The organism is Kitasatospora sp. NPDC093679, assembly GCF_040683455.1.
In the GTDB taxonomy this organism is placed as follows: Bacteria; Actinomycetota; Actinomycetes; order Streptomycetales; family Streptomycetaceae; genus Kitasatospora; species Kitasatospora arboriphila.
The window spans coordinates 34,037-46,249 of sequence record NZ_JBFBDW010000049.1 but is presented as its reverse complement, the minus strand read 5'-3'; the positions used below and the strand labels follow the sequence as shown (position 1 = coordinate 46,249).

Sequence of the window (12,213 nt, the reverse complement as noted above, 5' to 3'; positions counted from 1 at the left end):
CCGGTCACAGCACCCGCCATTCCCGGTGGTCCCGCTGGTACCCTGGGCGGCGACCGCCGAGCCCGCGCGGGAGAGTCCCCGACCCCGCTGAGCTGGGGAAGGGGCGCCGAAGGAGCAACTCCTCCCCGGAATCTCTCAGGCACCCGTACCGCATGGGCCAGGTCACTCTGGAAAGCAGGGCAGGACCGCCGGCACAGGAGCCGTCGGCACCACCCTCACCGACGGTGCAAGCCGACGAGATGCCCTCGGGCGTCGAAACGGCGAAGCTCTCAGGTACCGATGACAGAGGGGGAGGCCTGACGGGTTCGTACGTCTCCGGCTCCCCACGGCGGCCGACCGGCGTGCGTACCCCCGCCGGTCCGTGACCAGGAGGCCTCGACCCCCATGAACGCCCAGCCGAACCTCACCGAGCTCGAGCAGGCCAGCCCCTTCGAGACCCGCCACATCGGCCCCGACGCCGCCGCCCAGGAGAAGATGCTCGCCCAGGTGGGCTTCGCGTCGCTGGACGAGCTGGCCGACGCGGCCGTTCCCGAGGCCATCCGCAGCCTGACCGCGCTGGACCTGCCCGCCGGCCGCAGCGAGGCCCAGGTCCTCGCCGAGCTTCGCGAGCTGGCCGACCGCAACCGGGTCGCCACCTCCATGATCGGCCTCGGCTACTACGGCACCTTCACCCCGCCGGTGATCCTGCGCAACGTGCTCGAGAACCCGGCCTGGTACACCGCCTACACCCCGTACCAGCCGGAGATCTCGCAGGGCCGCCTCGAGGCGCTGCTGAACTTCCAGACCCTGGTCTCCGACCTCACCGGCCTCGCCACCTCCGGCTCCTCGCTGCTCGACGAGGGCACCGCCGCCGCCGAGGCGATGGCGCTGGCCCGCCGCGTCACCAAGGTCAAGGGCGGCGTCTTCCTGATCGACGCCGACACCCTGCCGCAGACCGTCGCCGTCATCGAGACCCGCGCCGAGCCGACCGGCGTCGAGGTGGTCGTCGCCGACCTGTCCGAGGGCATCCCGGCCGAGATCGCCGAGCGCGGCGTCTTCGGCGTGCTGCTCCAGTACCCGGGTGCCGCCGGCGCCGTACGCGACCTCACCCCGGTCATCGAGCAGGCCCACGGCCTCGGCGCGGTCGTCGCCGTCGCCGCCGACCTGCTCGCCCTCACCCTGCTCAAGTCCCCGGGCTCGATGGGCGCCGACATCGCCTGCGGCACCTCGCAGCGCTTCGGCGTGCCGATGGGCTTCGGCGGCCCGCACGCCGGCTACCTCGCCGTCCGCGCCGAGTTCGCCCGCAATCTGCCCGGCCGCCTGGTCGGCGTCTCCGTCGACTCCGACGGCAACCGCGCCTACCGCCTGGCCCTGCAGACCCGCGAGCAGCACATCCGCCGCGAGAAGGCCACCAGCAACATCTGCACCGCCCAGGTGCTGCTCGCCGTGATGGCCTCGATGTACGCCGTGTACCACGGCCCCGACGGCCTCGCGGACATCGCCCGCCGCACCCACCGCTACGCCGCCGCACTCGCCGCGGGCCTGCGCGCCGGCGGCGTCGAGCTGGTGCACGGCGCCTTCTTCGACACCGTCACCGCCCGCGTCCCGCAGCGCGCCGACGAGGTCGTCGCCGCCGCCCTCGAGGCGAACATCAACATCCACAAGGTGGACGCCGACACCGTCTCGATCTCCTGCGACGAGACCACCACCCGCGAGCACGTCACCGCGCTGTGGGCCGCGTTCGGCATCGCCGGCGGCGAGCTCGACGAGACCGCCGACGCGCTGCCGGCCGCCCTGCTGCGCGACGACGAGTACCTCACCCACCCGGTCTTCCACAGCCACCGCTCCGAGACCGCCATGCTGCGCTACCTGCGCCGTCTGTCGGACCGCGACTACGCGCTGGACCGCGGCATGATCCCGCTGGGCTCGTGCACCATGAAGCTCAACGCCACCACCGAGATGGAGCCGGTCACCTGGCCCGAGTTCGGCCAGCTGCACCCGTTCGCCCCGGCCGACCAGGTGCAGGGCTTCCTCAGCCTGATCCACGGCCTGGAGCAGCAGCTCGTCGAGGTCACCGGCTACGACGCCGTCTCCATCCAGCCGAACGCCGGTTCCCAGGGCGAGCTGGCCGGCCTGCTGGCCGTCCGCGCCTACCACCTGGCCAACGGCGACACCCAGCGCGACGTCTGCCTCATCCCGTCCTCCGCGCACGGCACCAACGCCGCCTCCGCGGTGATGGCCGGCATGCGCGTCGTCGTGGTCAAGACCCTGGTCGACGGCGACGTCGACGTCGAGGACCTCAAGGCCAAGATCGAGCAGCACCGCGACCAGCTCTCGGTGCTGATGGTCACCTACCCGTCCACCCACGGCGTGTACGAGACCGAGATCACCGAGATCTGCGCCATGGTGCACGAGGCCGGCGGCCAGGTGTACGTCGACGGCGCCAACCTCAACGCGCTGGTCGGCCTCGCCAAGCCGGGCAAGTTCGGCGCCGACGTGTCGCACCTGAACCTGCACAAGACCTTCTGCATCCCGCACGGCGGCGGCGGCCCGGGCGTCGGCCCGGTCGCGGTCCGCGCGCACCTCGCGCCGTACCTGCCGAACCACCCGCTGCAGGCGGAGGCCGGCCCGGCCACCGGCGTGGGCCCGATCTCGGCCGCCCCCTGGGGCTCGGCGGCGATCCTGCCGATCTCCTGGTCGTACGTCCGCCTGATGGGCGGCGAGGGCCTCAAGCGCGCCACCCAGGTGGCCGTGCTGAACGCCAACTACATCGCCAAGCGGCTCGCCCCGCACTTCCCGGTGCTCTACACCGGCCCCGGCGGCCTCGTCGCGCACGAGTGCATCATCGACCTGCGCCCGCTCACCAAGGAGACCGGCGTGACGGTCGACGACGTGGCCAAGCGCCTGATCGACTACGGCTTCCACGCCCCGACCATGTCGTTCCCGGTGGCCGGCACGCTGATGATCGAGCCCACCGAGTCCGAGGACCTGCACGAGATCGACCGCTTCTGCGAGGCGATGATCCAGATCCGCGCGGAGATCGAGAAGGTCGGCTCCGGCGAGTGGGCCGCCGAGGACAACCCGCTGCGCAACGCCCCGCACACCGCCGCCGAGCTGGCCGGCGACTGGCAGCACCCGTACACCCGCGAGGAGGCCGTCTTCCCGGCCGGCGTGAACCCCGCGGACAAGTACTGGCCGCCGGTGAGCCGGATCGACGGCGCCTACGGCGACCGCAACCTGGTCTGCTCCTGCCCGCCGCTGGACGAGTACGGCAACTGAGCCGGTAGCGCACGAGGCGAGGGCCCCGGAGGACGGTTCCTCCGGGGCCCTCGCGGCGTTCCCGGCCGGTGGTGCCGGGATGCCGTGGTGCTGTGGTGCTGCCGGGTCGGTCAGGCCGCCACGGCGAGCGGGCGCCGCGGCGCGATCACCCGGCCGTCGGGCAGCAGTTCACCGGTGTCCTCGAAGAGCAGGACGCCGTTGCAGAGCAGGCTCCAGCCCTGCTCGGGGTGGCGGGCCACCGGTACGGCCGCCTCGCGGTCGGCCGACTCGGCCGAAGGACACTCAGTACGGTGCTGGCACATAGCTCGTACCCTCGCTTCGCTCGGATCCTGCCCCGCCGCACGGCACCCCCGTGGCGCGCCGCCCTGCCGGCGGATCATCCTCGCCGGCCCAGGTGTGAACCGGCGCTCCGGTGGGTAGGACAAGCCCCCACATCCGCTGGTTCCCAGTGTCGGCATCCCGGGTCCTTCCCGCAGCCTTTTTGTGACATGAGCCACAACCCGTCGCGGGAGATCACCCGTTCAGGCGGCCGGCCTGTTCCGGAACGGCCGGACGGGCCACCGGGTTACTGACCCTGGTAGGTCAGAACCGATGGCCCGTCCGGGTGATGCGGAGGTGCCGGTCCGGCGGTCGCGCTCCGGCCGGTGTGCGGCGGTTCAGCTCTGGCTGAGCAGCATCGCGGCGCCGCCGAGCGGCGGGCGCTCCAGCGCCGCCAGCAACTCGCCCGCCCGGTAGATCCGGTGGGCCGTCACCCCGAGCGGCGCGGGGGAGAGCGGGATCAGCAGGTCGTCCCCGCCGTCCGGCGCCGAACCGTTCAGCCACAGCGCCGTGGCGTAGTGCCCCGGCATCGTCAGCAGCCGGGGCAGCCGGATCGTCCGCGAACCCTGGGCCAGCTGCCAGGCCTGCCGCAGCGCCCGGACGGTGGAGTCGAGGTAGGGGCCGGCCGCGAAGTGCGAGAAGGTGTGCCCGGCCACCGTCTCCGTCACCTCCGCCGCCGCGACGACGCCGCCGCTGCCCTGCTTGATGAGGAACCGCCAGCCGGTGCGCCGCGCGGTGCCCAGCGCGGACCCCTCCAGCACGTACACGGCCAGCGGATGCGCGGGGAGCAGCGGGCCGGCGGTATGGCGCAGCGCGGCGGCCGCGGGCTTGCTCAGCGCACCCTCGTCGTCGAGGGCGGCCAGAACGGCGCGCAGGGCGCTCGGCGGTGGCTGGGGGGTCTGCAGAGTCATGGCGGGTCGCCTCTCTGTGCGAGATCGGCGTGCGAGTGCGGCATACCGGCGTGGCGGGACCTGGCCGTGTCCGGTTGGGCATGATCGCGGTGCGGGCACGGAACCACGCGAGCACGAGGTTGTCGTGCGGCGGGAAACCGGCCGGAAGCGCAGTGCGAATTCTACTCGAACAGGTGCGCAGGGTGACCTTCTTATCACGTTCGGTGTGGGGCGGCAAGTCCGATCGAGGCTGACGGCCCGTCAGTTCTTGCCCTCGCCACCGCGTTCGAGACCCCGGGCTATCGATCTTCCGGATGGGCATGATGCATGCACGGTCGACCTAGGGGAGGAGGACGCTCATGGGCGAGAAGGTCGCGGCCACTCGCGCTGAACTGTCCGACCGGCAGCTGTACCGGCGCAAGCTCCAGTCCTGTCTGGACGTGTTCGAGCGGATGCTGCGCGAGGGACGTTTCGACCGCCCCAGAGCGATGATGGGCCTGGAGATCGAGCTCAACCTGGCCGACGAGCAGGGCATGCCGGTCATGCGGAACGCGCAGGTGCTGGAGTCCATCGCCTCGGCCGACTTCCAGACCGAACTGGGCCGTTTCAACATCGAGGTCAACGTCGCCCCGCGGCGGCTCGGCGGGCACGTCCTGGAGGAGCTCCGCGAGGAGGTCGACACCTGCCTGCGCTACGCGGACCGGCAGGCGGCCGACGCCGGCGCCCGGATCGTCATGGTCGGCATCCTGCCGACCCTCGACCTGGACCACACCGGCCTGGACGCCATGTCGCACAACAACCGCTACAGCCTGCTCAGCGACCAGATCCTGGCCGCCCGCGGCGAGGACATCGCGCTGGACATCGAGGGCGTCGAGCACCTCGCGGTCGAGTCGGTCTCGATGGTCGCGGAGGCCGCGGCCACCTCGCTCCAACTCCACCTGCAGGTCACGCCGGAGAAGTTCGCACCCGTGTGGAACGCGGCCCAGGCGGTCTCCGCCTGCCAGGTCGCACTCGGCGCCAACTCGCCGTTCCTGTTCGGCCGCGAACTGTGGCGCGAGACCCGCCCGGTGCTCTTCCAACAGGCCTGCGACACCCGTTCGGCGGAGCTCAAGGCGCAGGGCGTGCGCCCCATCACCTGGTTCGGGGAGCGCTGGGTGGACTCCGCGCTGGACCTCTTCGCCGAGAACCTCCGCTACTTCCCGGCCCTGCTGCCGATCTGCGACGACGAGGACCCGGTCAAGGTGCTCGCCTCCGGCGGCGTCCCCAAACTCGCCGAGATGCGGCTCCACAACGGCACCATCTACCGCTGGAACCGCCCCGTCTACGACGTCGCCGACGGCATCGCCCACCTCCGGGTGGAGAACCGCTGCCTGCCGGCCGGGCCCACCGTCACCGACGTCCTCGCCAACGCCGCCTTCTACTACGGGTTGGTCCGCGTCCTCGCCGAACAGTCCCGGCCGGTCTGGACGAGGCTGCCCTTCGAACGCGCCGACGAGAACTTCCACACCGCGGCCCGGCACGGCATCGACGCCGTCCTGCACTGGCCCCGGCACGGCCGGGCCGGCCGCGGCGGCACCGCCCCGACCCCCGTCACCGAGCTCGTGCTGAACGAGCTGCTCCCGCTCGCCCACCAGGGCCTCGACGAATGGGGCATCGAACCCGCCGACCGCGACCGCTACCTCGGCGTCATCGAACAGCGCTGCCTGCGCCGCACCAACGGCGCCTCCTGGCAGGCCGCCACCGTGCACCGGCTGCGCGAGCACTTCGGCATGGACCGCACCGCCGCCATCGCCGCGATGACCCGCAGGTACGTGGAGTACATGCGCACCGGCGAACCGGTGCACACCTGGCCGGTCGGCTGACCGGCCGCGCCCCGCCGCCCGCGACCGGTGCCCGCCACCGGCCGCTCGCGGCGGGGCGCCCCCATCCGCGTGTGCGAGGATGATCGGCCCGGAGGCCGTCCGCGCCGACGGGCCCGCGCGCCGGCCGGCCGCGGGGAGCGAGCCGCCGCGCGGGAGACCAGGTGACCAGCGTTACGACCGAGCCGGAGACCGGCACCCCGGCCCGCCGCCTGCTCGGCGTCGAGCTGCTCATCGTGCTCGGCCTCTCCCTCGGGGCCAGCGGCATCGCGGCCCTGATCAGCTTCGCCGACTCGCTGACCCAGCCGATCGCGCTCGGCCAGCAGGTCGCCACCCTCAACGGATCCCGCGCGCCGGGCCGGCCCTGGATCGACCTCGCCTGGCAGCTCTACTACATCGCCCGCGGACTCATGCCCGTCGTGCTGGTCGGCTACCTGCTGGTGCGGGAGGGCACCTCGCTGCGGGTGCTCGGCTTCGACCTCCGGGACAAGGCGCGGGACCTCGGGCGCGGCGCACTGGTCGCCGCCGCGATCGGCGGCACCGGACTCGGCCTCTACCTCGCCGCCCAGGCCGCCGGCTTCAACCTCACCGTCGCCCCCTCCGGCCTGCCGGACGTCTGGTGGCGCATCCCCGTCCTGATCGGCTCGGCCTGGCAGAACGCGATCCTCGAAGAGGTCGTCGTGGTCGGTTACCTGCTGCGGCGGCTCGGCCAGCTGGGCTGGTCCTGGCCGGCGATCGTGGTCACCAGCGCGGTGCTGCGCGGGTCGTACCACCTGTACCAGGGCGTCGGCGGGCTCGTCGGCAACATGGTCATGGGCGTGGTCTTCTGCCTGCTGTACCGCCGCTGGGGCCGGGTGATGCCGCTGGTCGTCGCCCACGCCCTGATCGACACCGTCGCCTTCGTCGGCTACGCCCTCCTCGCCGGGCACGTCGGCTGGCTGCCCACGCCCTGACGGCGGCTCCCGGGCACCGGCGGCCGCCCCCGCCGTTCCCGAATGCGGTTGCGGTGGGGGCGGTGGGCGGGGGAAGGATGTGTCCATGGACAGTGCAGCGGACGAGGTGGAACAGGCGATCGCGGGGGAGCTGCAGCTCATGGATCCGCGGGTGCGCTCCTCGCCGGAGCTCGCCGGCCGGCTCCTCGACCCCGGGTTCGTGGAGGTCGGCGGGTCGGGGCGGCGGTGGACGTACGCGACGATGCTCGCGGAGCTGGCGGGCCACCCGGGTGGTTCGGAGGACGGGCCGCAGTACGAGCCCTCGGAGATCTCGGGCGTGCGGCTCGCGCCGGGGCTGGTGCACCTGACGTTCGAGGCGGTGCTGGGCGGGCGCCGCAGCCGGCACAGCTCGATCTGGCGCAGGGGCCGGGACGGCGGCTGGCGGATGTACTACCACCAGGCCACCCGCGTCCCGCCCGGGGTGGATCAGTGACGCGGGCGCCGGAAGGTGCGGGGCGGGCGCCGGAGCAGGCGGTCGACGTGGTGGCGTTCGAGCCCCTGGTGGGGGTCGACCGGGATCAGCAGGCGGTCCGGGCGCAGGGTTGAGTTCCGGACGAGCCGGGGCGGGATGACGTCGTCGATCCAGGCGAACGGACGGCCCGCCGCGTGCCGGAGGATCGGGGCCCACTTGAAGCCGGAGAACAGCTCGGCGAGCCTCGTCCGCGGATCGCCGGGCTGCCGGACGTACCGGTTGACCCCCACCACCGGCAGCTCCGGCAGGCCGAGCAGCGGTGCGAGGTGCTCGTTGGCGGACTCCTGCCAGGTGGTGGCCCAGCACAGCCGGTAGGCGCCGGAGAGCTCCCGCAGCCACTCGCCGTGGACGGGGGAGAGCAGCACCTCGTACCCGAGCAGTTCGTGGCGCCGGAAGCCGTCCGCCGGGTACGGGTCGGCGGGGTTGAGCACCCCGTCGACGTCGATGTACAGCAGTGGTGCGTCCGGCATGCCTTCTCCCCCTCGGCCTGTACCGGTGACGGACGCGCCGCGGGGCCGCCCGGTTGCTCAGACGCCGACCGGTTCGGTGGCGTCGGCGGGCTCGGTGGTGCCGGCCGGTTCGCGGGTGCCGGCCGGGGCGGGCCCGGGCAGCGGACGGCCGAGCCGGCGGACCTCGGGGACGACGAGGACGGCGGCGGCCAGGGCGAGCGTGACGAGCGCGCACGTCCACAGCGCGCCGTCCAGGCCGAGCGCGTCGGCGGCGGGCCCGGCCATCGCGGTGCCGAGCGGGGTGAGCGCGATCGAGCCGAGGTGGTCGTACGCGCTGACCCGGGAGAACATCTCGGACGGGATCTCCTGCTGCAGCGCGACCATCCAGTTGACGCCGAAGACGGTGACGCCGGCGCCGGAGACGAACATCGCCGCGACCAGCACGGGCAGCTCGGCGCGGGCCGCGAGGGCCAGGCCGGGCAGCGCGAAGAGGAAGACGCCCCCGTTGCCGGTGAGCAGGATGCGGCGCGGCTGCCAGCGGGTCATCAGGACGCCGGCCGCGACCATGCCGATGCCGAAGGCGGCCATCGCGACGCCCCAGGCGCGGGCGCCGCCGAAGCGGAGGTCGGCGACGACCGGCCCGTACACCGTCTCCACCGCGCCGACGCAGGCGACCACCACGGAGAACTGCAGCACCACCGCCCAGAGCCACCGCCGGGAGGCGAACTCGCGCCAGCCGAGCCGGAGTTCGTGAACGAGACCGCTCTCGTGGGCGGCGTCGCGGGGGGCCGGGGAGACCTTCAGGAAGACCCGCAGGCCGCCCGCGACGGCGAAGCCGACCGCGTCCAGCACCAGCACCCAGCCGGGCCCGACCGCGGCGGTCAGCGCGCCGCCGAGCGCCGCACCGCCGATCTGCGCGCCGTTCATCGCCATCCGGTAGACCGAGAACGCCTTGCCGGCGTGCTCGGCGGCCACGCTCTCCATGATCATGCCCTCGGAGGCGGGCGCGTAGAACGCCTGGCCGGCGCCGCCGGCGGCGGAGAGCAGCACCAGCGCCCAGACCGGCGGCGCGCCGGACAGCACCAGGACCGCCAGCACCGCCTGGGAGAGCGCGTTGAAGAGGTTGGCGGCGACCATCACGTGGTGCCGCGGCAGCCGGTCCGCGAGCGCGCCGCACACCAGCAGGAAGAGCACCAGCGGGACGAGCCGCGCCGCCGTCACCCAGCCCACCTCGGTGGTGGAGCCGCCCGCCTCCAGCACGGCGAACGCGGTGGCGATCGGCGCGGCGGCGTTGCCGAGACCGCTGACCACGGTGGCGGCCGTCTGGATGCGGAAGTTCCGTCCGGCCCAGGCGAACGGGCGGGGCGCGGAGGGGCCGGTGGGCGCGTCGGCGGGGGCGGCGGGGGAGGTCACCCGGAGACTATCGGCGTTCCGCCGTGCGATGTCCATCCGGTTTCCGGTGCCCGCCGTCCGGTGGGGGCGGCCCGGGCGCGCACCCGGTCGGGCGGCTCAGCCGAGGTGGCCCCAGAGGAAGCTGAGCGTGCGCTGCCAGGCGATGTCGGCCTGCAGCGGATCGTAGGTGCCGGCCAGGTTCTCGTCGTTCATGAAGGCGTGGCCGGCCGGGTAGAAGTGGATCTCCGGCCTCCGGTCGGTGGCCTCGCCGATCAGCATCGCGGCCTCGTCCACCGCCTCCTGGGGGATCGAGCGGTCCTCCTCGCCGTAGTGGCCGAGCACGTGGGCGGTCAGGCCGCGGTAGTCGTAGTCCGGGATCCTCGGCAGGCCGTAGAAGGGGACCACCGCGGCGACCCGGTCGCCCTCCTGCGCGGCCAGCACCAGGGCGAACCCGCCGCCCATGCAGAACCCGACGACGCCGACCGCGTCGCCGACCACGTGCGGCAGCCCGAGCAGGAGGTCGACCGCACCGCGCAGGTCGCGGGCGGCGCGGTCGGTCGGCAGCTCGCGCAGCATCCGGGCGGCCTCCTCGCGGTCGTGCGTGGTGGCGCCGCCGAACAGGTCCGGCGCGAGGGTGACGAAGCCCTCGGCGGCGAACCGGTCCACCATCGACACCATGTGCGAGGTCAGGCCCCACCACTCCTGGACGACCACCAGCGCCGGACCGGTGCCCTGCGGCGGCACCGCCAGGTAGCCGTGTGCCGTGCCCCCGTTGCTGGGGAAGGTGACGTTCTGCGGGGAACTGCCCATGGCCTCTCCGTGGGGTGGGCCGCGTGAACGCGGCGGGGCGGCGGGTGCGGGGACGATGCTATGCGCGGCGGCGGCGCGGCACGGGGGACGCGCACCGCGCCGATCGGGTGAGCGGCCCCGGCCGTCAGCCCATCTCCTCCAGGGCCCGCCCTTTGGTCTCCCGGATGCAGAAGACCACGAACGGGATGGAGAGCAGCGCGAACCCCGCGTAGACGGCGTAGGTCGCCGACAGGTTCCAGTCGGCGAGGTCCGGGAAGGAGACGGTGATCGCCCAGTTGGCGATCCACTGCGCGGAGGCCGCCACCGACAGCGCCAGCGCCCGGATCCGGTTGGGGAACATCTCGCCGAGCAGCACCCAGACCACCACGCCCCAGGAGAAGGCGAAGCAGAACACGAAGACGTGCGCGGCGACCAGGGCGACCGTGGCGTAGGTCTGGTCGAGCGTCGCGCTGTCACCGGTGCCCTGCCGGAACGAGAACGCCCAGGCGGCGGTGCCCAGCGAGAGGGCCATGCCGGCCGAGCCCGCCAGGGCCAGCGGCTTGCGGCCGATCCGGTCGACCAGGGACATCGCCAGCACCGTGCCGATCACGTTGACGATCGAGGTGGAGAGGCTGATCAACAGGGAGTTCGACTCGTTGATGCCGACCGACTGCCAGAGGAAGGACGAGTAGTAGAAGATCACGTTGATGCCGACGAACTGCTGGAAGACCGAGGCGCCGATGCCGACCCAGACGATCGGCAGCAGCCCGAACCGCCCGCCCAGCAGGTCCTTCGCCCGCGGCTTGTGCGCGGACTCCAGCACCGCCCGGATCTCGGCGATCCGCGCGTCCAGGTCCACGTCCGGGCCCTCCACCTCGGCGAGCACCTCGCGGGCCTGCTCCTCGCGCCGGTCGGCGATCAGGTAGCGCGGCGACTCCGGGATCGCCAGCGCCATCAGCCCGTACACCAGCGCGGGGATCGCCTCCACGCCGAGCATCCACTGCCAGGCCTGGATGCCGCCGAGGTGGTTGGTGGACTCGCCGCCGGCCGCCTGGTTGAGCGCGTAGTTGGCCAGCTGCGAGACGGTGATGCCGAGCACGATCGCCAACTGCTGGAAGGAGGCCAGCCGGCCCCGGTACGCGGTCGGTGCCACCTCGGCGATGTAGGTGGGGGCGATCACCGAGGCGATGCCGATCGCGATGCCGCCGACGACCCGCCAGAAGCCGAGCAGGCCGATGCTCGGCGGGAACATCGAGCCGACGCCGCTGATCGCGAACAGCACCGCGGCCAGCAGCATCGTCCGGACCCGGCCGAGGTGGTCGGCGAGCCGGCCGGCGATCACCGCGCCGAACGCCGAGCCGAGCAGCGCGATCGCGACGACGAACGCCGTCGTGCCGTTGCCCACCTCGAAGTGCTGCTGAATGCCCGTCACCGCACCGTTGATGACGGCGCTGTCGTAGCCGAAGAGGAAGCCGCCCATCGCGGCCGCGGCCGAGATGAAGACGACGTGGCCGAGGTGGTCCTCGGCGTCCGGCGGGGAGATGGACACGCGAGCGGCTCCTCGGCGGTCGGCGGCCCTCCTGCTCGGCCGGATGGACAGGGCACGTCCCGCAGTCCATCAGTTCCGCACCTCCACCGCCCGCCGGGCCGGGCCGGCCGGGCGACGGAGGTCACCCGGACGCCGTCACCCGGATGCCCGGACACGCAGGCCCGACCGGGAACCTTCTTCGAAGGACGCTCGCGCGGGCGACTCAGGGGCACGTGGGGGCCTTCGGCCGGGAGGTGCCCCCACGC

The 12,213-nt window shown here is 73.2% G+C and carries 10 protein-coding genes and 1 riboswitch; of the genes, 4 read left to right on the top strand and 6 right to left on the bottom strand.

The window, feature by feature from the left end; genetic code table 11:
* Positions 1–57: 57 nt before the first annotated feature.
* Positions 58–161, top strand: a riboswitch (glycine riboswitch).
* Positions 162–384: 223 nt separating this feature from the next.
* Complete coding sequence (gene gcvP / locus AB0O09_RS30205; RefSeq protein WP_363546981.1) at positions 385–3,258, top strand: aminomethyl-transferring glycine dehydrogenase; 2,874 nt, start codon at positions 385–387, stop codon at positions 3,256–3,258.
* Between the two features lie 110 nt (positions 3,259–3,368).
* On the opposite strand, the gene AB0O09_RS30200 is transcribed toward gcvP, so the two are convergent.
* Both AB0O09_RS30200 and AB0O09_RS30195 read right to left on the bottom strand, forming a co-directional pair.
* Complete coding sequence (locus tag AB0O09_RS30200; protein WP_344624316.1) at positions 3,369–3,560, bottom strand: DUF5999 family protein; 192 nt, start codon at positions 3,558–3,560, stop codon at positions 3,369–3,371.
* Between the two features lie 354 nt (positions 3,561–3,914).
* Complete coding sequence (locus tag AB0O09_RS30195) at positions 3,915–4,487, bottom strand: hypothetical protein (RefSeq protein WP_363546978.1); 573 nt, start codon at positions 4,485–4,487, stop codon at positions 3,915–3,917.
* 338 nt (positions 4,488–4,825) lie between these two features.
* Between AB0O09_RS30195 and AB0O09_RS30190 the strand changes: the two genes are divergently transcribed.
* The 3 genes from AB0O09_RS30190 (at position 4,826) to AB0O09_RS30180 (ending at position 7,750) form a co-directional block, all read left to right on the top strand.
* A complete protein-coding gene (locus tag AB0O09_RS30190) occupies positions 4,826–6,328 on the top strand; it encodes a glutamate-cysteine ligase family protein (protein WP_344624314.1) in 1,503 nt (500 codons plus the stop codon).
* 161 nt (positions 6,329–6,489) lie between these two features.
* Positions 6,490–7,278, top strand: coding sequence for a CPBP family intramembrane glutamic endopeptidase (locus tag AB0O09_RS30185; protein ID WP_363546975.1), 789 nt, complete (start codon positions 6,490–6,492; stop codon positions 7,276–7,278).
* A gap of 85 nt (positions 7,279–7,363) precedes the next feature.
* Positions 7,364–7,750 carry a nuclear transport factor 2 family protein gene (locus AB0O09_RS30180; RefSeq protein ID WP_363546972.1) on the top strand — a complete coding sequence of 129 codons (387 nt, stop codon included), beginning with the start codon at positions 7,364–7,366 and terminating at the stop codon, positions 7,748–7,750.
* Here the strand turns inward: AB0O09_RS30180 and AB0O09_RS30175 are convergent.
* The 4 genes from AB0O09_RS30175 to AB0O09_RS30160 all read right to left on the bottom strand — a co-directional run bounded on the left by AB0O09_RS30175 (position 7,744) and on the right by AB0O09_RS30160 (position 11,968).
* Complete coding sequence (locus AB0O09_RS30175) at positions 7,744–8,259, bottom strand: HAD domain-containing protein (protein WP_363546969.1); 516 nt, start codon at positions 8,257–8,259, stop codon at positions 7,744–7,746. The genes AB0O09_RS30180 and AB0O09_RS30175 overlap by 7 nt on opposite strands.
* A 57-nt stretch (positions 8,260–8,316) precedes the next feature.
* Complete coding sequence (locus AB0O09_RS30170) at positions 8,317–9,651, bottom strand: MFS transporter (RefSeq protein WP_363546966.1); 1,335 nt, start codon at positions 9,649–9,651, stop codon at positions 8,317–8,319.
* A gap of 96 nt (positions 9,652–9,747) precedes the next feature.
* Positions 9,748–10,440 carry an alpha/beta fold hydrolase gene (locus AB0O09_RS30165; RefSeq protein WP_359982354.1) on the bottom strand — a complete coding sequence of 231 codons (693 nt, stop codon included), beginning with the start codon at positions 10,438–10,440 and terminating at the stop codon, positions 9,748–9,750.
* 124 nt (positions 10,441–10,564) lie between these two features.
* Positions 10,565–11,968: a sugar porter family MFS transporter gene (locus AB0O09_RS30160; protein ID WP_363546962.1), complete on the bottom strand. Its 1,404-nt coding sequence runs from the start codon at positions 11,966–11,968 to the stop codon at positions 10,565–10,567.
* Positions 11,969–12,213: the final 245 nt, after the last annotated feature.

Coding starts and splice junctions, on each gene's coding strand:
- AB0O09_RS30190 (WP_344624314.1), top strand. CDS start 4,826: ATGGGCGAGAAGGTCGCGGCCACTCGCGCTGAACTGTCCGACCGGCAG.
- AB0O09_RS30175 (WP_363546969.1), bottom strand. CDS start 8,259: ATGCCGGACGCACCACTGCTGTACATCGACGTCGACGGGGTGCTCAAC.
- gcvP (WP_363546981.1), top strand. CDS start 385: ATGAACGCCCAGCCGAACCTCACCGAGCTCGAGCAGGCCAGCCCCTTC.
- AB0O09_RS30180 (WP_363546972.1), top strand. CDS start 7,364: ATGGACAGTGCAGCGGACGAGGTGGAACAGGCGATCGCGGGGGAGCTG.
- AB0O09_RS30165 (WP_359982354.1), bottom strand. CDS start 10,440: ATGGGCAGTTCCCCGCAGAACGTCACCTTCCCCAGCAACGGGGGCACG.
- AB0O09_RS30195 (WP_363546978.1), bottom strand. CDS start 4,487: ATGACTCTGCAGACCCCCCAGCCACCGCCGAGCGCCCTGCGCGCCGTT.
- AB0O09_RS30200 (WP_344624316.1), bottom strand. CDS start 3,560: ATGTGCCAGCACCGTACTGAGTGTCCTTCGGCCGAGTCGGCCGACCGC.